Genomic DNA, 22,579 nt, shown 5'->3' with positions numbered 1-22,579 from the left:
TGGGGGCGTCAGTCCGTCGGCACGGTCGCGGGCAGGCCCAGCGCGGTCGAGACATGGCGCCAGATGGAGGTGAGCGCCGTGTCGAGGGTGACCGTGGGGTCGCGCAGCATGAGGCGGATGCCGTAGCCGTCGCTGAGGGACAGGACGAGGGTGCTGAGGTCGTCCACGTCGGTCGGCGTGAACTCGCCGGAGGCGATGCCGCGTCGTACCGCGTCCCCCACCCAGGCGTGCAGCTGGGCGTACAGGTCGACGGCGAAGACCCGCGTGGTCTCGTCGCGCAGCGCCCGGACCCACAGTTCCTGCCAGAGCCGCCAGTCCTGGTGGAGCTGGGGGTCGGTGGGCAGCAGGTTGCGCAGGATGCGGGCCAGGATGACCGCCGCCGGGGCCGTCTCCGCGTCACGTTCGACGTCGACGGCCGTGTTGGCGAAGGAGTGTGTCATCGCCTCGGTGAACAGCTTCTCGCGCGTGTCGAAGTGGTAGTGCAGCAGCGCCGTCGACACACCGGCCCGCTCGGCGACCATGCGCATCCGGATCTTCTCGAACCCGATGTCGGCGATGACCTCGCACGCCGCGGTCAGGATGCGCTCGCGGGTGTCTGCCGTGCGCACCTTCGTGGACACCCTCGGGCTCCCCTCGTTCCGTGGACGTAGGCCATGACCATCTTCCCTCACGGCCGCTCCGCCGGTGCCGCGGCCTCGGGACGGCCCTGTGCGTCGTACGCGTGGAAGCCGCGGCCGGACTTCCGCCCCAGCAAGCCGGCCTCCACCATCCGGGACAGCAGTGGGGGTGGAGAGTACTGGGGCTCACGGAACTCGGCGTACAGCGACTCCGCGATGGCGCGTGTGGTGTCCAGGCCGATCAGGTCGGTCAGGGCGAGCGGGCCGAGGGGGTGCGCGCAGCCGAGGACCATGCCGCGGTCGACGTCCTCGACGCTCGCGCTGCCCGACTCCACCATGCGGACGGCGGCCAGGAGATAGGGCACGAGCAGGGCGTTGACGACGAACCCGGCCTTGTCCCGGGTGCGGACCACCTCCTTGTCGAGGGTGCCGGTCACGAAGTCCTCGGCCCGTGCCGCCGTACTGGGCGAGGTGAGCAGCGACGGCACGAGTTCGACGAGCCGCAGGACCGGTACGGGGTTGAAGAAGTGCACGCCGACGACCCGGTCGGGGCGGGTCGTCGCGGCGGCGAGCCGGATGACCGGGATGGAGGAGGTGTTGGTCGCCAGGATCGTGTCGTCGCCGGTGATCACGGAGTCGAGGCGGGTGAAGACGTCGATCTTGAGGGCCTCGTCCTCGGCGACCGCTTCGATGACCAGGTCGTGGTCGTGCAGTGCCTCGATCTCATGGACGACGGTGACCAGGGACTCGGCGGCCACCCGTCGTTCGTCGCTCAGCCTGCCGTGTGCGGTGGCCCGGTCGAGCGAGCGGGCGATGCGGAGGCGGCCGGCCCGGGCCGCCTCCGCGTCGCGCTCGACGACCGTGACCGGTACGTCGGCCCGTGCGCAGACCTCGGCGATGCCGGCGCCCATCAGCCCGCAGCCGACGACTCCCACGCGCTTGATGTCGGTCATCCGTCTCCCTCTCTCTGGTCTGCGGCGGTGCGGGTCAGGCGCTGGGCAGGTCCAGAACCCCCGAGCCGCGCTTGATGAGTTCGTTGGCGATGATCAGCCGCTGGATCTCGGAGGTGCCCTCCCAGATGCGGTCCACGCGCAGCTCGCGGTAGAGCCGTTCGACGGCGTACGAGCGGTCGTAGCCGCGCCCGCCGTGGATCTGGAGGCACCGGTCGATCACCCGGCCCGAGGCCTCGCTCGCCGAGAGCTTGGCGATGGCCGCCTTGGCGTGCAGTGTCTTGCGGTCCTCGGCCGAGGCCTGGTCGATCTCCCAGGCGACCTGATGGGTGTAGGCCCGGTTGACGGCGATGTCCACGGCGCAGTCGGCGAGCATGCCCTGGATCAGCTGGTACGAGGAGATCGGCGCCCCGAACTGCTCGCGCTCCACGGCCCAGTCCCGGGACAGCTCCAGGGCCCGCTCAGCCGCGCCGATGGTGCGGGCGGCGATCATCAGGCGCTCCTCGGTGAACCACGAGCGCGTGATGTCGTACCCCTCGCCGATGCCGCCGAGCACGGCGTCCTCGCCGACCTGGACGTCGGTGAAGGTGAACTCGGGGTGCTCGTACACGAAGGTGTGCATCCAGCGCGGGACCCGGGTCATCTCGATGCCGGGGGTGTCCTTGTCGACCAGGAAGAGGGTGGGTGCGCGCTCCGGTCCGGCCGCGGCGAGCACGATCATGAAGTCGGCGTGGTCGCCGACGGTCACGAACCACTTCTCGCCGTTGAGCACCCAGCCCTGGTCGTTCTTCGTCGCCGTGGTGGCCAGGTTCTGCGGGTCGGAGCCGGCGCCGGGCTCGGTGACGGCGTAGCAGTCACGCCGCTCGCCGTTGATCACCGGGACGAGGAAGCGCTCGCGCTGCTCGGGGGTGCAGAACCGCAGCGCGTTCGCGGGCCGCCACACCATGTCCCACAGGGCGCCGGTGAGCCGCCCCAACTCCTCCTGCACGGTGACCTGTTCGGCGATGGTGAGGCCGGCGCCGCCCCACTCGGCCGGCATGTTGACGGCCTGGAGTCCGGCGTCCAGCACTGCGTCACGGACCTTGGTGTGGGCGTCGGCGGGCAGGCCGTTGTCCTCCTCGCACTGGATCTCGTAGCCGGCGATGAAGTCGGTGAGGGCGCGTGCGTCGGCCTTGAGCTGAACCTGGCGCGGGGTGAGACGGAAGTCCATGGAAGTCCTCGCTGTGCGGTGATGTGACGGGTGGGCGGTGTCAGGGCGTGGGCAGGGCAAGGGCGCGCGTGCCGCGCTTGATCAGCTCGTTGGCGATGATCAGCCGCTGGATCTCGGAGGTGCCCTCCCAGATCCGGTCGACGCGCAGCTCGCGGTACATGCGCTCGACGGGGTAGGTGCGGTCGTAGCCCCGGCCGCCGAAGATCTGCAGACAGCGGTCGGCGACCCGGCCGGCGGCCTCGCTGGCGGCGAGCTTGGCGGTGGAGGCCTTGGCGTGCAGCGTCTTGCGGTCGGTGCCCGGCTGGTCCGCCTCCCAGGCCACTTGGTGGGTGTAGGCACGGTTCACGGCGATGTCCACGGCGCAGTCGGCGAGCATGCCCTGGATCAGCTGGTACGAGGAGATCGGCGCTCCGAACTGCTCGCGCTGCACGGCCCAGTCCCGGGCGAGTTGCAGGGCACGCTCGGCCGCGCCGACGGTGCGGGCCGCGATCATCAGGCGTTCGTCGGTGAACCATTCCTTGGTGAGCTCGTAGCCGTTGCCGACGCCGCCGAGCACGTCCTCGTCGGCCACGAAGACGTCGGTGAAGGTGAATTCGGGGTGCCCGTTGACGGCGGAGTGCATGAAGTGCGGGACCCGGGTCATCTCGACGCCGGGCGCGGCCCGGTCCACGAAGAACAGCGTCGGCTGCCGCTCGGGTCCGGCGTCCGCCTGCACCAGCAGGAAGTCGGCGATGTCGCCGCAGGTGACGAACCACTTCTCGCCGTTGAGCACCCAGCCGCCGTCGGTGCGGTCGGCCGTGGAGGTGCCGGAGGACGGGTCGGATCCCGCTCCCGGCTCGGTCACCGCGAACGCGTCGAACTTCTCCGCGCGGATCACGGGCAGCAGGTACTTCTCGCGCTGCCTCTCGTCGCCGTAGGCCAGCACGTTGGCGGGCCGCCAGGGAATGTCCCAGAGGCAGTTGGTGACCTTGCCGAACTCCTCCTCGACGATGACCTGGTCGAGCAGGCTGAGTCCGGCGCCGCCCCATTCGGCGGGCATGTTGATGGCGTAGACACCGGCGTCCATGGCGGCCCGGGTCAGTTCGGTCACGAGCTGCTGCGGCAGGGGCCCGCCGGCCTGCTCGGACTGGTCCTCGTACCGCATCAGCAGGCGGGCGTACTCGGCGGCGCGGCGCTTGAGGTCGGCCTGCTCGGGGGTGTAGCGCATGTCCATGGGGGCCTCTTCGGTCAGGTCGGGGGACGGCGTGCGGGGTGGGGCGGGTCAGGCGAGTACGGCGCGGGAGTCGAGGGCGAGTGCACCGTCGGGGCGCACGAGAAGGGGGTTGACCTCGATCTCGGCGATCTCCGGGTGGGCGGCGGCGAACGCGGTGATCGCTTCGACGGCCTTCGCGGCCGCTTCGACGTCGACGGGCGGTTTGCCCCGCACCCCGTCGAGCAGGGCAGCGGTGCGCAGGCCGCGCAGCAGACTCACGGCCCGTTCGGCGGGCACGGGGGCGAGGGTGAAGGCGACGTCGTGCAACGCCTCCGCCAGCACTCCGCCGAGGCCGACCATGGCGACCGGGCCGAAGCGCGGGTCGCGGTTGACGCCGACGATCAGCTCGATGCCGTCGGTCAGGTCGGCCATGGCCTCCACGGAGTAGGAGGAGGCGCCGAGCCGGGCGTGCATCTCGCGGAAGGCGGCGAGCAGTTCGCCGGGTCCGGCCAGACCGAGTACCACTCCGCCCGCATCCGACTTGTGGAGCAGATGGAGGGCCTTGAGGACGTACGGGCCGCTGAACTCCTCGGCTGCGGCGAGCAGTTCGGCCTCGTCGTGGATCTCGCGGGCTGCGGGGAAGGCGAGTCCGGCCTCTTCGAGGGCTCGGCGCGTCTCCATGTAGCCGCTCTCGCGCAGCGGGGGCGCCGGCCGGGGAAGGGGCGTGACCCCGGTGCACTCTTCCACGGGTGCCGTCGCGGCGAGGGCGCGGGCGGAGTCCTCGGTGGCGGCGAAGACGGGGATGCCGGCCGCGGCGAGGGTACGGCAGCTCGGGGACTCGGGGTACATGGACTGGACGACGAGCGGCTTGGCGGTGGCGCGGTGCCGGGCGGCGATGAGGCGGGCGGCCTCCTTCTCCCCGTCCGCAAGTGCCTTGCCGCCTCCTCCGAGGCCGCCTTCGGCCGCCGCGTAGCCGCCGAAGTAGCCGGTCATCAGCACGGCGTCGACCTCCTCGGCCGCCAGCAGCGCGGCGACCGTCTCCGCGTAGGAGCCGGGGTCCTGCTCACCCATCCCGGCGAGGTCCACGGGGTTGGCGACGGCCGACTGCTCCCAGAGGGCCTCCCTCAGCTCCTGCCTTGTCGGCTCGTGGAGTTCGGGCACCGTCAGGCCGGCCGCCTCGACGGCGTCGGCGGCGACGACGCCGTGTCCGCCGCCGTCGGTGAGCACGGCGACCCTGCGTCCCGATGCCCGTCGCGCGCCGCTCAACGCGGCCACGGCCACCGTGAGTTCGCGGGGCGTGGCGACGAGTTCCACACCGGCGTCCCGGCAGGCGGCCGTCACGACGTCGGCCGACGTGGTCAGCGCGCCGGTGTGGGACTGCGCGCTGCGCGCGGAGGCGTCGCCGCGTCCGGCGGTGAGCAGCACCACGGGCTTGCCCGCGTCGGCGGCAGCCTCGGCGAAGGCGCGTCCGTCGCCGAAGTCCTCCGCGTAGACCGCGATGGCCCGGGTGCCCTCGTGCCGGGCGCAGTCGGCGAGGAGGTCGACGAGGGTGACGTCGGCCTGGTTGCCGAGCGAGACGAACCGCGAGAAGCCGAGGCCGTGCGGGCGGAAGCGGAGCTGGAGTTCGAGGGCGAGGTTGCCGCTCTGGCTCAGGAGTGCGACGCCGCCGGGAGTGAAGGTGTCGGAAGCCAGGAAGAGGTCGGTGGTGTTGTCCGCGATCCCCAGGCAGTTGGGCCCGACCATCACGGCACCGGCGGCGCGTACGCGTTCGGCGACGGCCTGCTGCCGTATCCGCCCCGCGTCGCCGGTCTCGGCGAAACCGGCGGTGATCGCGACGATCGCCCGGGCCCCGCACCGCAGGGCCTCGTCGACGGCGTCCTCGAAACCGGCGGCGGGCACGGAGACCACCGCCAGGTCTACGGGCTCGCCGATCGCGCTCAGGCTGGGCGCGACGGTCCGCCCGAGCACCGTGCCGCCGCGGCGGTTGACCATGTGCACGGGGCGACGGCCGCCCGCGCGAACCGCCTGGGCGGCTATGGCGTGGCCGTACTTGGCCGGGTCGTCGCTGGCCCCCACGACGGCGACGGATACGGGGTCGAAGAGGGCCGACAGGTCACGTCCCATGTCACTTCACCAGCCGCAGCGCAGCGTTGGGGCAGGCGGCGACAGCGGTCTCGGCGGCTTCCTCGTCGCCCTGCGGCACTTCGGTCGCGCGCATCTGCGCGTAGCCCCACTCGTCGAGGTCGATCAGCTCGGGTGCGGGTTCCTGGCAGAGGCCGTAGCCCTGGCAGCGGGTGGAGTCCAGCAGGAGTTTCATGGAGCGGTCCTTTCGGTGCGGCGGGTCGGAGGCGTACGGGGCCTGGATGCGGCTCAGGGCACCGGCACCGTGAACCGGCGCCCGTCCTCGGCTGCCGCGCCCTCGCAGGCGGAGCAGCCGGAGCGGCGGTGGGCGTCGATCAGGTCGGGAAAGTGGGCGAGGAGGCTGCCGGCGATCCGGGCGGCGGCGTCCAGCAGCCCGCAGGCCCCTCGGCCGGGCAGCTGCTGCGACCAGCGGCGCAGCTTGTCGACGGAGTCGTAGCCCGCCTCGCCGCGGGCCGCAGCCGTGAGGGCTCCGGCCAGCGCCCCGGTGCCGGACACGCACACCCCGCACTGCCGGGCGCTCTGCGCGGCCAGATAGGCGGCCGCCTCGGCGGCCACGCCGACCGGGCAGTCCTCGGGGCGCAGGAAGTGCAGCGCGCCGCAGCCGAGGGCTCCGCCGGCCTCCTTCAGGCGTTCGTGGTCGAGGACCAGGTCCGTCCAGCCCTCGCCGTACAGCCCGCCGAACATGCCGCCCAGCAGGACCGCGGTGGCCGTGCCATATCCGCACAGGTCGGCGAGGACCTTCAGATGCGTGCCCACGGGGACCTCGGCAAGCGCGGCACCGGCAGCCCCGGCGCCCGAGAGGGTCACCAGGTGGGTCCCGGCGACCGAGTCCGCGTCGTCCGGGCGCGAGTACATCGCCGCGACGCGGGCCAGGGTCTCCACGTTGGCGACCAGCGTGGGCGCGCCGCCGACTCCGCTCTCGAACGGGCGCGGCGGTTTGGCCGTGGGCAGCGCCGGGCCGCCGTTGACAGCTCGTACGACCGCGGTCTCCTCCCCCGCGACGTAGGTGTGCCGTGTCCGTACGACGTCGATGCGCACCTCGGGCGCGGACTCGGCGAGCGCCCGTCGCACCGCCTGCTCGGCGAGGTCGTCGGAGAGATACACGAAGCCGTGCTCGGCACCGGTCATGGCCGCGGCCAGCCGCAGACCGTCGAGGACCGCATGCGGGCGGTGCCGGAGCAGCCAGCGGTCCTTGACGGAGCCGGGCTCGCCCTCCTCCCCGTTGGCCACGACCACGCGCGGGCCGAGTGGTGCGTCGCGGACGGATCGGAGCTTGACGGCGGCGGGGAACCCGGCTCCGCCGCGGCCCCGCAGCCCCGTCGCGGCGATGCGGTCGAGCAGCCGGTCGGGGGCGACGAGCGGCGCGTAACCGCCCGCGGCAAGGTAGCCGTCGATGCCCTCGCTGTCCCCGAGCGGAGCGAGCAGGCCGTGGCGTCCTTCGGGAAGGAGGGAGTACACGCCGGTCATACGGTGCTCCTGGGCTGGTGGTGTCCGGTGCGGGCAGGGGCACGGCGGGCTCGCAGGAGTCCCAGCGCCCGTTCCAGTTCCCGCCGCTGCGTCGCGGTGCGGGCGTAACCGGTGCCGGGCAGGCCGATCAGCATGCGGTGGTGATCGAGGACGACCTCGCCCGCCACCAGCGCCGCCCGCGGATCGGCGGTGCCGGAGCCGGTGGCGGCCTCGACGACCAGGTCGGTGACTTCGCCGAGGTAGCGCAGCCAGCCGCGTTGTGTGCCGCGCAGGACCAGTCGCTCGACGCGGTGCCGTTCGGCGGTGACCAGGGCCGGCGGCGGGCTGCCGTCCGCGGGGGCGCGCAGGGCGGCCACGGCGGTGGGCAGTTCCTGTTCGGGTTCCGGCGTGAGGCCGAGCCAGACGAGACTGCGGCGAGCGCTCATGCGTGCCTCCGGGTTCGCACCGTGGCCGGGTGGTCCGGAGACGGTGGTTGCGCGGCGATGACGTGCGTGGGGATGACGTGAGTGCGGATGCTCCGGTGCCGTGACGCGAAGGGGCGGGAGCTGTGCGGGGTGTCCGGATCCGGACGCCCGCTGTGGCGCGGACGGTGGTCCGCGGGCTTGCGGACTGCGCCTGGGCATCGGTCTGCGGGGCCCGGGTCATCCGCCTGCCACGACACTAACTAACTAATCAGTCAGCCCACAAGTCTTGACTTGCTCCCGCGATGGTCCCACTCTGACTAACCAATCAGTCAGCCGGATCGCGGCCGGTCCGGCGCCCTGCTTCGAGCAGACCTGGCGCCCCACCGGCCGTCCATGCCGGCCCTCGCCCTCACCGCCCATCGCCGCCGCAGCGGCGCGGAGGAGGACCCCCAATGCATCCCTCGACCACACGGGCAGACAGCGTCTCCGCTCCCCCGCCGGAGTCGCCCCAACCGGCCCAACAGTCGCCCCTCGATCCCCCCGGAGAGGCGCTGCCCGCCCGCTACTACACGGATCCGGCCGTCGCCGAGGCCGAGACCGACCGTATCTTCGCCAAGTCATGGCAGCTCGTCTGTCACGAGTCCGACCTCCCCGGCGCCGGCGCCCGGCTGACCGCCACCGCCGCCGGCCGTGAGGTGCTGGTCGTGCGCACCGAGGACGGCGGCCTCGCCGCCCACCTCAACGTCTGCCGGCACCGCGGCACCCGCCTGGTCACGGACCCGGAGCCGTCGGGCAAGGCGATCCGCTGCCCGTACCACGGCTGGACCTACAAGCTGGACGGACGGCTGGTCGGGGCCCCCGAGGCCCGCCGGATCCCCTGCCTGGACAAGCCCCGGCTCGGACTGCACCCGGTCAACGTCGAGTCCTTCCTCGGCTTCGTCTTCGTCAACCTGGACATGGAGGCGACCCCGCTCGCCGAGAGCTGCGCCGGGCTGGCCGAGGCCGTCGGCCACTACGCCGGACCCGGCCTGGTCCCGGTCGGCAAGCACCGTATCCATGACGTGGCGGACGGCGAGGAGCAGAACGCCAACTGGAAGGTGATCGTCGACAACTATCTGGAGGGCTACCACGTCCCCGTGGCGCACCCCTCCCTCATGCGACTGCTCGACTACCAGGCGTACACGGTGGACGTGCAGGAGAACTACGTACTCTTCGAGTCCCCGCTGCGCGACAAGCCGTCCTCGAACTGGACCGAGCGGCTCTACCAGCGGCTGGCGACCCCGATGCCGGGGCTGACCGAGGCCGACCGGCGGGTGTGGCGGTACGCCGTGATCTATCCCAACACGCTCATCGACTTCTACCCTGACCACGTGCTCGCATGGACCGCCCTGCCCACCGCCCAGGACCGGGCGGCGATTCCCGGCGGCTTCTACACCCGGCACGGGGAGAGCGTCCGCACCCGGCTGGCCCGGAGGATCAACATCCACATCGGCTGGGTCACCAACGACGAGGACGCCGAGCTGGTGGAGCGCGTGCAGGCAGGGATGCGCACCCCCGGCTTCGAGCCGGGGCCGCTGTCACAGCGCGAGGCCGCTGTCGGCTGGTTCGCCGGCCGGGTCCGGGAGGACCTGGAGGGGGACGCCGGGTGACGCCCTTCGGCGCGGCGCGTCCGCCGCATCCGCACGATGCCGCCGTGGGCCTCCGCGCCGCCTTACCGCGCGCAGTCTGACGCGCGCACGCACCCTCCCCAGACCGGTCTTCACTGCGGAATCAGGGCCCCAAGTGAGCCGACCAGCCGGTCCTGCCCTGGAGTTGTGCCGTTCCTCGACGGAGAGGACGTTCATGTCCCCCGAGGCAATACCGCCGTCCCGACGCGCCGTGCTGCGGGCAGGCGCCTTCGGCCTGCTGGGCGCCGCGGCCGGCGGCTGCGGGTTCATGCCCGCGAAAACGCCCGACGCCCGACAGCTGGCGCCTGTGAAGGCGCGCGTCGACGGCGATCTCGTCTACTTCAACTGGGCCGACTTCGTCGACCCGTCCGTGTTCAAGGGCTTTGAGAAGGAGTACGGCGTCAGGGTCATCCAGTCGAACTTCGACTCGATGGAAGGCATGGTCGCCAAGCTCAACGCCGGCAACCGCTACGACATCATCTTCCCCACGGCCAAATGGACCCAGCGGCTGGTCCGCGGAGGCCGGCTGCGCCGTATCGACCACTCCCAGCTCGCCCACGCGCGGGACATCTTCGGCACCTACGCGTACTTCGCCGACCCCTGGTACGACCCCGGCTCCGCACACACCATCCCGTTCACCGCGTACAAGACCGGCATCGGCTGGCGGCGCGACAAGATCGGTGAGCTCACCGATTCCTGGCGGGACCTGTGGAGCGACCGGGCCAACGGCAAGGTCTTCCTGCTGGACGACCGCGACGAGGTCCTCGGCATGGGCGCCCTCGCCCTCGGTCTCGACGTCAGCACCGGCGACACCGGCGACCTCGACCGCATCACCTCTCTCCTGGGCACCCTGCGGCCACGGCTGCGCGGCTTCTCCAGCGACAGCTACAACAACCTCCTCAACGGCAACGCGCTGATCCAGCAGGCGTGGAGCGGTGACATGGCCGCCATGCTCAACCAGGCCGACGACCCCTCCGTGTTCGGGTTCCAGGCCCCCAAGGAGGGCACGCCGATCAACTCCGACTGCTACGCCATCCCCTGGAACGCCCCGCACCCCGGCACGGCGATGCTGTTCATCGACTACATGCTGCGGCCGGCGAACGTGAAGAAGAACATCGAGTACATCGGCTACCCGATGCCGGTCGCGGGCACCGAGAAGACCTACGCCGACCTGGTCGAGCCCTTCCCCGAGTGCCTGGTCACCCAGGACGACCTGAAGGCCGACGTCTTCTTCCGCAACGTCGGCAGCGCGGCGGAGGACGCCCGCGACGCCGCCTGGACCCATGTGAAGGCGGGCTGATCCATGGCACTGCCCCGCCCCTCCTCACGCACCCGCCGTCGCGGCCCGGACGCGAACGGCACCCGCATCTGGACCTGGCTCATGCTGCCCGGCACCCTGTGGATGACCGGTTTCCTCATCGCCTCGCTGGTCCTCGTCGGCGTCCTCGCGGTCGGCACCACCGACGAACTGGGCAACCCGCGCTTCGGCTTCAGCCTCGCCGGTGTACGCGCGCTCGCGGACCCCGCCTACACCGAGGTCCTGGCCCGCTCCCTCGGCTACGCCCTGCTGACCTGCCTGATCTCTCTGCTGATCGCCTATCCGGTGGCGTACACGATCGCCCTGTACGGCGGGCGGTACAAGCACGCGCTGATCGCCGCGATCGTGGTGCCGTTCTTCGCCAACTACCTGGTTCGGATGTACGGGTGGTCGGTGGTCCTCTCCGACGACGGGCCCGTGCTGCGCACGCTGCGCGCCGTCGGGATCGCGGACGGCGGAACGAAGATCCTCAACAGCGGCCTCGGCGTGGTCGCGGGACTCGTCTACGGCTTCGTCGTCTTCATGATCATCCCGCTGTACGCCGCCTTGGAACGGCTGGACGTCTCCCTCATCGAGGCCGGCCGCGATCTGTACGGCGGCCCGGTACGCACCTTCTTCTTCGTCACCCTGCCCGCCACCCGGCAGGGCGCGGCGGCCGGGATCGTCCTGGTCTTCCTGCCCGCCATGGGCGACTTCGTCAGCGCACAGTTCATGGGAGGCCCGGACCAGATCATGATCGGCAACCTGATCCAGGACAAGTTCTTCCAGGGCCAGAACTGGCCGCTGGGTTCCGCGCTCACCATGCTGCTGATGCTCGTCCTGCTGATCGGGATGCTCGGCTATCTGCGGCGTACCCGCAAGGACGAGGCGGAGGCCCGAGGATGACCCTGCTCAAGCTGCCGACCGCCACCGCTCCCTCGGCCCGTCCGAACGCCCGGACCCGCACCCGGCGCAGCCGCGCCAACCGCAGGCCCCGCGGTCTCATCGCCCTCACCGGGCTGTTCTTCGCACTGCTGTACCTGCCCATCGCCGTGGTGGCGCTGTTCTCCTTCAACTCCCAGAAGTCGCTGACCGTGTTCGACGGGTTCAGCCTGCGCTGGTACCGCGCCTTCGTCCACGACGACGTCCTCATCGCGTCCCTGGGCACCAGTCTGCGTATCTCCCTGGTGGCGATGGCGGGTTCGGTGCTGCTCGGGGTGGCGCTGGCCCTCGGTCTGGTCAGGTCTCGCACCCGGCTCGGCTCGCTGGCCGGCCTGATCATGCTGGTGCCGCTGATCACGCCGGAGATCGTCACGGGCGTGGCGTCGATGCTGCTGTTCAAGGGCCTCGGCGTACCGCTGTCCACCGGCACCGTGATGCTGGCCGAGATCACCTTCTCCATCTCCTACGTCACGGTCATCCTCCGTTCCCGGGTCGCCGCACTCAACCCGGAGGTGGAGGAGGCAGCGATGGACCTCGGCGCCACGCGCTGGCAGGCGGTCCGGCTGGTGACGCTGCCGGCCCTGCTGCCCGCCGTGCTCGCCGCGGCCGTACTGATCTTCGCGCTGGTCTTCGACGACTTCGTGCTCGCCTACTTCACCACCGGCGTCGACCCGCAGCCGCTGTCGGTGCGGATCTACTCGGCGATCCGCTTCGGGGTGCAGCCCACCATCAACGCGGTCGGCACGCTGATGCTCGCGGGATCCATCACCCTGATCGCCCTGGCCCTGTTCATCCCGCGCCTCTTCGGCCGCCGCGGCGGCCTCGACATCCTCTCCGGAGAGTGACCCCATGGACGCGACCCCCGCCGTCCGGCTCGAAGGCGTCTCCAAGCAGTTCGCCGACTCCTACGCCGTGCACCACCTGGACCTCGACATCGAGGCCGGCCACTTCTTCTCCCTGCTGGGCCCGTCCGGTTGCGGCAAGACCACCTCGCTGCGCATGATCGGCGGGTTCAGCGACCCCACCGAGGGTTCGGTGCTGCTCGCGGGTGAGGACGTGACAGCGCTGCCGCCCAACAAGCGCAACGTCAACACGGTCTTCCAGAGCTATGCCCTGTTCGATCACCTGAGCATCGCCGACAACGTCGCCTTCGGCCTCAAGCGCAGAGGCGTCGCCAAGACCGAGATCCGGCAGCGCGTCGGCGAGATGCTGGAGCTGGTCCAGCTCGCCGGGTTCGCGGACCGGAGGCCCCGTACGCTCTCCGGAGGGCAGCGGCAGCGCGTCGCCCTGGCCCGTGCGCTGGTCAACCGTCCGGCCGTACTCCTCCTCGACGAGCCGCTGGCCGCGCTCGACCTGAAGCTGCGCAGGCAGATGCAGGTGGAACTTAAGCAGATCCAGCGCGAGGTCGGCATCACCTTCGTCTTCGTCACCCACGACCAGGACGAGGCGCTGACCATGTCCGACCGGATCGCCGTGATGAACGCGGGCCGTATCGAGCAGTGCGGCACCCCCGAGGACATCTACGAGCACCCCGCCACCGGCTTCGTCGCCTCCTTCATGGGCACCTCCAACCTGATGACCGGCACCTACCGGGGCGGTGAGGTGACGCTGGAGAAGGGTCCGGCCCTGCCCGTCGGCCCCCGTTCCGACATCGCGGACGGCTCTGCCGTGAGCGTGTCCGTGCGCCCCGAGAAGATCTGGCTGTCGGACTTCGAACCGGGCATGTCGATGCTGAGCGGCGTGATCCGCGAGACGGTCTACAGCGGCCCGACCACCACGTATCTGATCGAACTCGCCCCGGGCGTCACGCTGTCGGTGCTGGAGCAGAACACAGCCCGTGCCCGCATGGAGGACCGCTGGAGCGGTGGCGAGACGGTGGAGTTCGGCTGGCGGCCCGAGCACTGTCTGGTCCTCGCCTGACTTCCTGTCTCTTCACGAGCTCTGCCGTAGGAGCTGTCTCTTCACGAGCTCTGCCGAGGAGCTGACTCTTCACGAGCTCTGTCGTACGAGCTCTTGTCACGAAAGCGAAGCTGATGCATCACGACGTGATCGTGCTCGGCGCCGGTCTGGCGGGCCTGAGTGCCGCCCGGGACCTGGCCGCCGCCGGCACCGACGTGCTGGTCCTGGAGGCTCGGGACCGCGTCGGCGGCCGGGTCGAGCAGACCCGCACACCCGACGGCCGTTTCGTCCAGCTGGGCGGCGAAGTGGTCGGCCATGCCCACACCGCGTACCTGCAACTGGCCAAGGAACTCGGCCTGGAGCTGGTTCCCAGCTATGTGGCCGAGCCCGGCCGCATGACCCGTGCCACGCCGGAGGGCATCTCGGCCGGCGATCCGCCGCACTGGTTCGGCCCGGGCGACGCGGCCCTGCACGAGCGGCTCGGCGCGGAGTTCGCCGCGCTCGCCGCCACGGTCGACCCGGACGACCCGTGGTCGCATCCCGACGCGAGCGATCTGGACCGGCTGTCCGTGGCCGGCTGGCTGCGCTCCCGGCACGCCACGCCCGCGGTGGTACGCCTGTGGGAGATCGGCCAACTCGCCCTGGCCGGCGGCTCGTACGAGCGGATCTCCCTGCTGGCCGCGCTGCGCAAGAGCGCGGCGGTGCCCGGTTCCGGCAAGGGCGACTACGACTACGAGGACTGGGAGGGATTGCGGCTCGCGGACGGCTCGGCGACGCTCGCCGAGGTGATGGGCCGCGAACTGGGCCCGCGCATCCGGCTGGGCGCCCCCGTCGCCGCCCTGGACATCCGCCCTGAGGGTTGCTCCGTGCGCCTGGTCACCGGTGAGGTCCTCACCGCGACGGCTGTGGTGAGCGCCCTCCCGGTCGGACCGCTGCGGGATGTCTCCATCAGCGGCGTCAGCGAGGCCCGGCTCGCCTCGCTGCACCGGCAACGCCACGCGACGGCCGCGAAGTTCGCCGCCGTCTACGACCGCCCCTTCTGGCGGGAGGCCGGCCTGAACGGTCTGTCCGAGGCCGAGGGGGTCCTGGGCAGCACCTGGCCGCAGAACGAGGGCGTCCTGTCGGCCCTGATCCCGCCCGAGCGCTACGGCGTCCTGCTCGGGACGCCCCCGCATCTGCGCACGCCCGAACTGCTCGCCGAGATGGCCGGCATGTTCGGCGACGAGGCGCTGCGGCCGACCGACTGCCATCTGCGGCTGTGGGGCACCGACCCGTGGACCCAGGGATACGTCACCCAGTGGCCGCCCGGCGAGGTCATGGCCGTCGGCCCCCTGCACGGCACCCATGAGCCACCGTTCTACGTCTGCGGCTCCGACCAGTGGGTCGCCGGATACATGGAGGGCGCCGTCCGCACCGGCCGGACCGCCGCCGAGGAGGTACTGCGCCGTGGCTGACACCGACGACCTCGCAACCGTCCTCAACCACATCGGCGGGAAGGAGGTGCCGGCCGCCTCCGGCGCCACCCTCCGGCTGATCGACCCGGCCACCGGACTCCTGCACGGCACGGCGCCGCTCTCCGGTGCCGAGGACGTGGACGCGGCCTGCCGAGCGGCCGAGGAGGCCTTTGCCGGCTGGTCGCTGACGACTCCGGCCGAGCGGCAGACCGCACTGCTGCGCATCGCCGACGCCCTGGAGAGGGATGCCGGTGCGGTGGCGGGCGCCGAGGTGGCCGACACCGGCAAGCCGCGCGCTCTGTTCCTGGGCGACGAACTGCCCGCGATCGTGGACGTGTTGCGGTACTTCGCCGGAGCCGCCCGCAACCTGCCCGGCGCTGCCGCCACGGAGTACACGCCGGGCCGTACCTCCGTGCTGCGGCGCGAGCCGGTCGGCGTCTGCGCCCAGATCACCCCGTGGAACTACCCGCTGATGATGGCCGTGTGGAAGATCGCCCCCGCGCTGGCCGCGGGCAACACGGTCGTCCTGAAACCGTCCGACACCACGCCGTCGTCGGCCGCGCTCCTCGCCCGGCTGGCCACCGAGCACCTGCCGCCCGGCGTGCTCAACGTCGTGTGCGGCGACCGCGACACCGGACGCTCCCTCGTCGCCCACCCCCACGTCCGGCTGGTCGCCGTCACCGGAAGCGTCCGCGCGGGGCAGCAGATCGCCGCCGCGGCTGCTGCCGACCTCAAGCGACTGCACCTGGAACTCGGCGGCAACGCACCGGTGTTGATCCACGCGGACGCCGATCTCGACGACGCGGTCGAGCAGTTGTCGTCGCTGGCCTACTACAACGCGGGCCAGGACTGCACGGCCGCGACCAGGATCCTGGTCGACCGGCGGATCCACGACACCTTCCTGGACCGCTTCGCCGACCGCGCCGCCCGACTGCTGCCCGGCGCCCCGGACGACGAGAGCGCCGACTTCGGGCCGCTCGCGAACGCCGCTCAACTTGCGGGCGTCAGTGGCCTGTTGGACAGGCTGCCCGACCACGCCGAGGTGGTCACGGGCGGCACCGCGCTGCCCCGCCCCGGCTACTTCCACCGGGCCACGGTGGTCGCCGGGGTGCGGCAGGAGGACGAGATCGTACGCAGCGAGGTGTTCGGTCCGGTCGTCACCGTCCAGCCCTTCACCGACGAGTCCGAGGCCTTCCGCCTGGCCAACGGGGTCACCCAGGGACTCGCCGCGAGCGTCTGGACCCGCGACCACGACCGGGCGATGCGTGCGAGCCGTGCGCTGCGGACCGGCATCGTCTGGGTCAACACCCACGGCACCACGGTGTCGGAGATGCCGCACGGCGGGGTGGGCCACTCCGGGTACGGCAGCGACCTCTCCATGACCGGCCTGCTCGACTACACGCAGGTCAAGCACGTCATGCTGTGACCGCGGGCTCCGGCCTCACTGCTTGGCGCCGAAGACCTGGGTCCACCACGGGCCGCCGGATGCCTTGTGGATGCCCACGCCGATGTCCTTGAACGAGCAGTTGAGGATGTTGGCACGGTGGCCCGGGCTGTTCATCCAGGACTCCATCACCGCCTCGGGCGTCTGCTGGCCCTGGGCGATGTTCTCCCCGTACGTGGACCAGGTGTAGCCCGCGGCGGTGACGCGCTGCCCGGGGTCGGCACCGTCCGGGTTGGTGTGGTCGAAGAAGTCGCGGGCGTCCATGTCCTCGGAGTGGCGCAGCGCGGCCTGGTTCAGCTGGGAGTCCTCCGACAGCGGACCGCAGCCGGCGGCCGACCGCTCCTTGTTGACCAGCGCGACCACCTGCGCGACGGCACCCGACGGGGCCGCCTGTGTCTGCGGGGTGCTGGTCGCGGTCCGGGTCGGCCGGCTGGAGGGCCGGGGGTTCGGCACGCTCTTCTTCGTCGGGCTGGGCGACTTGGAGGGGCTCGCCTTCTTCGAGGGCGACGCGGACGGGGACGGCGACTTCGACGCCGACGGGGAGGTCTCGATGGGGCTCGGTTCCGAGAGCTCAGCGGCGGGAGCGCCGGGGGTGCCCGCGGCCGACGCCTCCTCCTTCCCGGTCCCGGGGTCCGTGTCGAAGTACCACAGGGCGCCGCCCGCGACGCAGGCCGCCACGACGGCGCCGCCGACGGCCCGGCGGCGGATGCGGCGGCGTCGACGCGCCTCGGTGCGGGAGGCAGACCGGGCACCGGATCCCGGGCCCGACCTGCCGTGGCCGCCCGAGGCGCTCAGCTGGTACGCCGAGCCGGCCAGGGCCATACCGCCGGCGGCGGAGAGCACGCTCTCCAGCAGCGCGGGCGCCGCTGCGACCAGCGCCAGACCGGCCAACAGCCCCTCGGCGGGCAGCAACCCGCTCCACAAACCGGAGCAATGCGAACAACCACGGGCATGCCGGGCTATTCGCTTGCGCCACAGCGCCGAGGGGCGGCCGTCCCAGGAGACCAGCAGGCCCTGCAGTTCCTCGCAGCGTGGCCGCGCGTCGAGGGCCCGCACCACCACGCGGGCCGCCTCCAGCTGGGCCTTCATCCGTTGCACCCGGACCGCCGTGTGCTGTGGCGACAGCTCCAGGGCCTCGGCGACCTCGACCCTCGTCAGCTCGCCGGCGCACTCCAGCCACCAGAGCGACAGCAGCCCCCGGTCGTCCGGCTCCAGCCAGCGGGTCGCCCGTGCGGTCTCCATGCGCTGACCGGACAGCTGGAGCTGCATCAAGGTCAGGTCCACGAAGTCGGCGCCCGGGTCCGCGAGATCCTCGGCCTCCTCGACTCCGTTCGGCGCCGACTGCCGGTCATGCCAGTGCGCCCGCACCTGGTTCATCGCGATGGCGACGAGCCAGGAACGGAAGTTCTCGGGAGCACGCAGCCCGCCCAGCGCGTCGAGGGCACGCAGCATCGTGTCCTGCACTACGTCGTCGACGTCGACCGAGCCGTTCAGAGCCCGTCCCACGACGTTGTAGACCAACGGGAGGTAGGCGCTGACCAGGGCGTCCTGTGCCGCCGGCTCGCCGCTTCGGGCAGCGACCACCAGTGCCACCGACTCCGAGTTGCGCTCTGTACTCATCAAAACTTCCCTGTCCTCGACGCCGAACGATGCTGTCCGATATTTGGGAGATCGATCGGTGAGCCCGGGATAACAGTTCTTCGGACGCATGTTCCACGAGAGACTCACGGGACCGTTCGGGCGGCGCAATGGGGAAAGTCACATCGACCCGAAAACCTTCACGACTCCCAGCGGATAGCGACCTGTTTGGGTGCGTTTTGACAGTTGAGTACGGCCGTGTACCGGTGAGGTACCAAATACCGTGACCTGTCCCGCCGATTCGGCGCCGCAACTCGCTGCGGCGCCGAATCGGGCGCCCGCCTCAGGCCACGGCCAGCACCGGACCCTGCGCGCCCAACAGAGCGCGCAGGGACGGGATTTGATGCCATGTCAAGCCGAGAGCGAGGGCGGCGAATCGGAGAGTGACATGCGGGGCGTCCTGTGCCGCGTCCCGGATCGCCTCCCACGCGGCCTGTTCCGTCCAGGGGAGCGCGGCTCGGGCGGGCGCCGGCGGCTCCGCTGCCGCGACGCGCTCTCGGTCGAGCTCATGGATCTGCGTGAGCTTGGCCGAGAGGTCGGCGGCGGCCTCCAGGGTCGGCGGCAGTACGCCGAGCAGGTGGGCGGCGACCGTGTTGTGGGCGAGGGCATCGTCCAGGGTGGTGGAGTGGATGCGGGCGGAGGCGTCCGTGAGCGGGATGAGGTGGTTCACCGTACGGACCGGTCCGCGTACGCCGTCGACGGCCGCCGCGAACAGGGCGGAGGCTTCCGAGGGGTGCCAGGACAGGGCGGTTCGGACCGCGGCCACGTCCTGCGCGAGCGGGGTGAGAGCGTCGCCGTCCAAGCGGTCCAGTACGTCGGCCTGGGGGATCTCCCCGTCGGCTCCCGGCCCGGCGACGTACACGGCCGCGGGCACCCCGGCGAGCCGGCAGGCGGCCAGGACCAGGGCGTCCACCAGAGGGCTGCACAGGGTGTCCTCGTCGCCGTGCGCGAGGATGTCGCCGCCGACGTCGACGATGCGGACGTGGCTGTGTCCGGTGTCCGCGAGGCGTCGGATCTGCTCGGCCAGTGCCGACAGCCCCTGCCATGGGTCGAGCAGGGCCAGGCGGGCCGGCAGGTCCGCCGCCAGGGCGGGCAGCGTGGAGCCGGCTGGCGGGATCGGCCGCGTGGTGGGGGCGATCACCGGCATGCCCGCATGGTGTGCGAGTTCGGCGAAGTGCACGACCCCGAGCGGGCCCGGGGTGGGGTCGACTTCGAGGCGTTCCCAGGCGTACGTGGCGATCATGGTCTCGCCGAGGGGTGCGCCGGTGAGGACGCGGCCGACGGTCGCCGCGGTGATCGCGGTGCCCACGGGGTCCCCGCCGCCGCCCGCGGCGATGAACAGGTCGCTCACACCGTCTCCCGTGCGGTGCCGATACCGGTGATGCGCACCGGCGTGCCCATGTTCTTGCGCGCCCGCGTGTTGGCCTCGTGGAGGCCCTCGTAGTACTCGCGGTCGAGCTTCTTGACGTGGTCGGAGTAGAACATCCAGGACAGGATGTCGCGGTACTTGAAGCCCTTGGGTGTGAGCTGGACGCGGCGCGGGCCGACGCGGTGGATCAGCCCGTTGGCCTGGGCCGCGTCGAGGATCCGGTCCACCTCGGGGGCGATCGCGTCCAGGCCGAAACGGTCGAGTTCGGACAGGTCGAGGTCGAAGGTGTCGAGCACGAGCCGTTTGCGGACGATCTCCTCCGGGGTGAGGGCGAACCCCGTTGTGGGCTGCAGGCGGTGGGCCCTGGCGCTCTCGATGTAGTCGGCGACCTCGCTCAGGGACGGCTTGACGCTGCCGGTCATGTAGTCGAGGACGGAGCTGTAGGAGCGGGCGCCGACACCGAGGCCGAGCAGGGGCACGCCGTGGAAGGTGAGGACCTTCTGCACATAGCCGCCGCGGCCGGGCTTCTTGTAGCGGACGGAGCCCTCCTGGACGTAGCCGTGGGAGGTGAACACCTCGCGGGCGTAGTCGTAACGCTCGTACAGCTCCGGCTTCCACATGTACTGGTACGCGCCGGTCCGGGAGAACCACGCGTCCGGTCGCACCGTGAGGAAGTAGGTGGAGATCGTCGTCGGCGCGAGCTTCGCCAGCTCGTCCACCGAGTGGCGCCAGGTCTCGGGGGTCTGCCCGGCGAACCCCATGATCAGGTCCGTCGACAGGTCCGGCAGTCCGCGTTCGTGCACGATCTCGACGGCCCGGCGGATGACGTCCTCGCCCGCCTGGCCGCGCCCCGCCTCGCGGATCTCCTGCGGGACCAGCGACTGGATGCCGATGTTGGCGCGCGTCAGGCCCAGGTCGAGCAGCCGCCCGAAGCCGTCGGGGTCGGCGACGATGGAGTCCGGCGTGGCCTCCAGGGCGACTTCCTCGACGGTGGAACGCCAGTTGGGGTAGATCTCGCCGAGGGTGGTGAAGATCTGCTCGAAGTGCCGCGTCGACAGCAGCGCGGGCGTGCCGCCGCCGATGTAGACCGTCCGCAGCCGGCGCGCCCGGATGACCTCCGCGTGGTCGCGGAGCTGCGTACAGAGCGCGTCGGTGTAGGCGTCGTACAGGTCCTCGTCGGTGGAGATGACGGTGTAGAGGTTGCAGAACCCGCATTTGTAGCGGCAGAACGGGACGTGCAGATACAGGTTGAGTTCGGGGACCGGGTGGTTGGCCAGGTCCCTCGCCCACACGTCGTGGATGTCCCAGGCGCCCTCGTCGAGCGGCCGGTAGGTGGAGCGGGGCGGATACGAGTACTGGTAGGGGGGTATGACGCCCTGCTGGATGTACTCGGCGAGCTGGTCGTGCGGGCTGTTCACGATGGATGACTCCTTCGCACCATGCCGTCGGTTGACCTTGCACCCCGATCCGAACACGCAACATTTTGTTGAAGCTATCGGTGTTGTGCACCAACTCCCGCATGCCGACGGGGCGTCATCGTTGTGGCTTCGCCCAACTCGGTCCTGTCATCAGCAAGTTGTTTTCAGAGAACAGCCCGATGGACGGTGCGCCGCCGTGACCGATCCACTGGTTTCGTGGACAGCAGCGAAGAGCCGGGCGTGACCGGCGTGATGGTGATCGAGCCGATGGGCAACGCGGGACGCTTCCTCGCGGAGGCCGCCGCCCGCTCGGGCATACGGCTTTACGCGGCCACCGACGAGCGGGTGCACGCCGGCTACGAACCGTGGCTGACTCGCGGCCTCGCCGGGGTGTGCCTGACCGAACTGGCCGACACCAAACGCGCGTTGGACGACATGGAGGTGTTCTGCCGGGAACAGCGCATCGCAGGAGTCGCGGTCTGCTGGGAGTTGCTGACCCCGCTGGCCGCCCTGCTCGCCGCGCGCCTCGGGCTGCCGGGCAACGATCCGCTGCGCGCCAAGGCCGCCCGCAACAAGATCGTCATGGCTGAGGCGTTCCGCGCGGCGGGCGTGGCAGCCCCCGCGGAGGCGGTGGTCGCCGGCGCCGAGCAGGCCCACGCTGTCGCCGCCTCCGGCAGGCTGGGGTGGCCGCTGGTCGTCAAGCCGGCCGAGCAGGGCGGCTCCTGGGGCGTGAGCGTGGTGGCGGGCCCGGACGGACTCGATGCCGCCGTGGCCGCCGCCGGACGGTTCACCCGCGCCGAGCCGCACGGTCTGCCGCTGGACTCACGCGTGTTGCTGCAGAGCTATGTGCCCGGCGAGGAGTTCTCCGCCGACACGGTCGTGCACGAGGGAGTGCCCTTTCCGCTGCCCGTGGTCCGCAAGGACACCACGGCGGGCACCTACCGCGTGGAGACCGGGCACTCCTGCCCGGCCGGGCTCGACGCGCGCACGGTGCGGGCGATCCAGGACACCGCCGCGCGTGCCGCGCTCGCCGTCGGGGTGCGCAACGGCATCGCCCACACCGAGGTGAAGATCCCTCCCGGCGGCGGGCCGGTCGTCATCGAGACCGGCGCCCGGCTGCCCGGCGACAACATCTGCGAGATCGTCGAGGCCGCCACCGGCGTCAGTGAAGCGACCGCCTATCTGCAGGCCGTCACCGGGCGGCTGCCGCACATCGCGCCGACCCGCGACGAGGCGGCCGCGCTGCGTTTCCTGCTGCCCGACCGGGCGGGGGTGCTGGAGGACGTCCTCATCCCCGACGTGCCCGGCACCCACAGCCACATCGACATTCGTCCCGGACAACGGGTGCCCGAACCGGCCGACAGTTCCGGCCGGGTCGGGCACGTCGTGGCGCGCGCCGCGTCCGTCGACGAGGCCCGCCGCCTGGCCGGCCAAGTGATCGCCGACTCCCTGGTGAAAGTGAGCTGATC

The 22,579-nt window shown here is 71.4% G+C and carries 19 protein-coding genes; 8 read left to right on the top strand and 11 right to left on the bottom strand.

Annotated elements, in window-relative coordinates; genetic code table 11:
* Nucleotides 1-8: 8 nt before the first annotated feature.
* The 8 genes from OHO27_RS39085 to OHO27_RS39050 are packed head-to-tail and all read right to left on the bottom strand — an operon-like array spanning nt 9 to nt 8,003.
* Nucleotides 9-620: a TetR/AcrR family transcriptional regulator gene (locus OHO27_RS39085; protein ID WP_328429656.1), complete on the bottom strand. Its 612-nt coding sequence runs from the start codon at nt 618-620 to the stop codon at nt 9-11.
* 47 nt (nt 621-667) lie between these two features.
* Nucleotides 668-1,570 carry a 3-hydroxybutyryl-CoA dehydrogenase gene (locus OHO27_RS39080; protein WP_328429655.1) on the bottom strand — a complete coding sequence of 301 codons (903 nt, stop codon included), beginning with the start codon at nt 1,568-1,570 and terminating at the stop codon, nt 668-670.
* Between the two features lie 34 nt (nt 1,571-1,604).
* Entirely contained in the window at nt 1,605-2,777 is a 1,173-nt protein-coding gene (locus OHO27_RS39075; protein ID WP_328429654.1) for an acyl-CoA dehydrogenase family protein, read from the bottom strand.
* 40 nt (nt 2,778-2,817) lie between these two features.
* Nucleotides 2,818-3,990 (bottom strand): acyl-CoA dehydrogenase family protein, encoded by a 1,173-nt coding sequence (locus tag OHO27_RS39070; RefSeq protein ID WP_328429653.1) that lies wholly within the window; start codon nt 3,988-3,990, stop codon nt 2,818-2,820.
* Nucleotides 3,991-4,038: 48 nt separating this feature from the next.
* Nucleotides 4,039-6,093 carry an acetate--CoA ligase family protein gene (locus tag OHO27_RS39065; protein WP_328429652.1) on the bottom strand — a complete coding sequence of 685 codons (2,055 nt, stop codon included), beginning with the start codon at nt 6,091-6,093 and terminating at the stop codon, nt 4,039-4,041.
* 1 nt (nt 6,094) lies between these two features.
* A complete protein-coding gene (locus OHO27_RS39060) occupies nt 6,095-6,286 on the bottom strand; it encodes a ferredoxin (RefSeq protein ID WP_328429651.1) in 192 nt (63 codons plus the stop codon).
* Nucleotides 6,287-6,339: 53 nt separating this feature from the next.
* Nucleotides 6,340-7,578, bottom strand: coding sequence for an NADH-ubiquinone oxidoreductase-F iron-sulfur binding region domain-containing protein (locus OHO27_RS39055; protein ID WP_328429650.1), 1,239 nt, complete (start codon nt 7,576-7,578; stop codon nt 6,340-6,342).
* Nucleotides 7,575-8,003, bottom strand: a complete 429-nt coding sequence (locus OHO27_RS39050; protein WP_328429649.1) for a hypothetical protein — start codon at nt 8,001-8,003, stop codon at nt 7,575-7,577. Before OHO27_RS39050 ends, OHO27_RS39055 begins: the two co-directional genes overlap by 4 nt.
* A gap of 431 nt (nt 8,004-8,434) precedes the next feature.
* Between OHO27_RS39050 and OHO27_RS39045 the strand changes: the two genes are divergently transcribed.
* The 7 genes from OHO27_RS39045 to OHO27_RS39015 all read left to right on the top strand — a co-directional run bounded on the left by OHO27_RS39045 (nt 8,435) and on the right by OHO27_RS39015 (nt 16,667).
* Nucleotides 8,435-9,631: an aromatic ring-hydroxylating oxygenase subunit alpha gene (locus OHO27_RS39045; RefSeq protein ID WP_328429648.1), complete on the top strand. Its 1,197-nt coding sequence runs from the start codon at nt 8,435-8,437 to the stop codon at nt 9,629-9,631.
* Nucleotides 9,632-9,824: 193 nt separating this feature from the next.
* Entirely contained in the window at nt 9,825-10,949 is a 1,125-nt protein-coding gene (locus OHO27_RS39040; RefSeq protein WP_328429647.1) for a polyamine ABC transporter substrate-binding protein, read from the top strand.
* Nucleotides 10,950-10,952: 3 nt separating this feature from the next.
* Nucleotides 10,953-11,852 carry an ABC transporter permease gene (locus tag OHO27_RS39035; RefSeq protein ID WP_328429646.1) on the top strand — a complete coding sequence of 300 codons (900 nt, stop codon included), beginning with the start codon at nt 10,953-10,955 and terminating at the stop codon, nt 11,850-11,852.
* Entirely contained in the window at nt 11,849-12,733 is an 885-nt protein-coding gene (locus tag OHO27_RS39030) for an ABC transporter permease (RefSeq protein ID WP_328429645.1), read from the top strand. The genes OHO27_RS39035 and OHO27_RS39030 overlap by 4 nt, the downstream gene beginning before the upstream one ends.
* 4 nt (nt 12,734-12,737) lie before the next feature.
* Nucleotides 12,738-13,808: an ABC transporter ATP-binding protein gene (locus tag OHO27_RS39025; RefSeq protein WP_328429644.1), complete on the top strand. Its 1,071-nt coding sequence runs from the start codon at nt 12,738-12,740 to the stop codon at nt 13,806-13,808.
* 113 nt (nt 13,809-13,921) lie between these two features.
* Nucleotides 13,922-15,241: a flavin monoamine oxidase family protein gene (locus OHO27_RS39020; protein ID WP_328429643.1), complete on the top strand. Its 1,320-nt coding sequence runs from the start codon at nt 13,922-13,924 to the stop codon at nt 15,239-15,241.
* Nucleotides 15,234-16,667 carry an aminobutyraldehyde dehydrogenase gene (locus tag OHO27_RS39015; protein WP_328429642.1) on the top strand — a complete coding sequence of 478 codons (1,434 nt, stop codon included), beginning with the start codon at nt 15,234-15,236 and terminating at the stop codon, nt 16,665-16,667. The genes OHO27_RS39020 and OHO27_RS39015 overlap by 8 nt, the downstream gene beginning before the upstream one ends.
* A gap of 15 nt (nt 16,668-16,682) precedes the next feature.
* On the opposite strand, the gene OHO27_RS39010 is transcribed toward OHO27_RS39015, so the two are convergent.
* The 3 genes from OHO27_RS39010 to OHO27_RS39000 all read right to left on the bottom strand — a co-directional run bounded on the left by OHO27_RS39010 (nt 16,683) and on the right by OHO27_RS39000 (nt 21,110).
* Complete coding sequence (locus OHO27_RS39010) at nt 16,683-18,305, bottom strand: sigma-70 family RNA polymerase sigma factor (RefSeq protein WP_328429641.1); 1,623 nt, start codon at nt 18,303-18,305, stop codon at nt 16,683-16,685.
* A 301-nt stretch (nt 18,306-18,606) separates the two neighbouring features.
* Nucleotides 18,607-19,674, bottom strand: a complete 1,068-nt coding sequence (locus OHO27_RS39005) for a DUF1152 domain-containing protein (protein WP_328429640.1) — start codon at nt 19,672-19,674, stop codon at nt 18,607-18,609.
* Complete coding sequence (locus OHO27_RS39000; RefSeq protein WP_328429639.1) at nt 19,671-21,110, bottom strand: coproporphyrinogen-III oxidase family protein; 1,440 nt, start codon at nt 21,108-21,110, stop codon at nt 19,671-19,673. Before OHO27_RS39000 ends, OHO27_RS39005 begins: the two co-directional genes overlap by 4 nt.
* 216 nt (nt 21,111-21,326) lie before the next feature.
* On the opposite strand from OHO27_RS39000, the gene OHO27_RS38995 reads away from it, so the two are divergent.
* Nucleotides 21,327-22,577 (top strand): ATP-grasp domain-containing protein, encoded by a 1,251-nt coding sequence (locus tag OHO27_RS38995; protein ID WP_328429638.1) that lies wholly within the window; start codon nt 21,327-21,329, stop codon nt 22,575-22,577.
* The last annotated feature ends 2 nt before the right edge of the window (nt 22,578-22,579 follow it).

The sequence above is a fragment of the Streptomyces sp. NBC_00443 genome, assembly GCF_036014175.1.
In the GTDB taxonomy this organism is placed as follows: domain Bacteria; phylum Actinomycetota; class Actinomycetes; order Streptomycetales; family Streptomycetaceae; genus Streptomyces.
The sequence above is the reverse complement of the archived record's forward strand: the minus strand, read 5'-3'. Positions and strand labels throughout refer to the sequence as shown.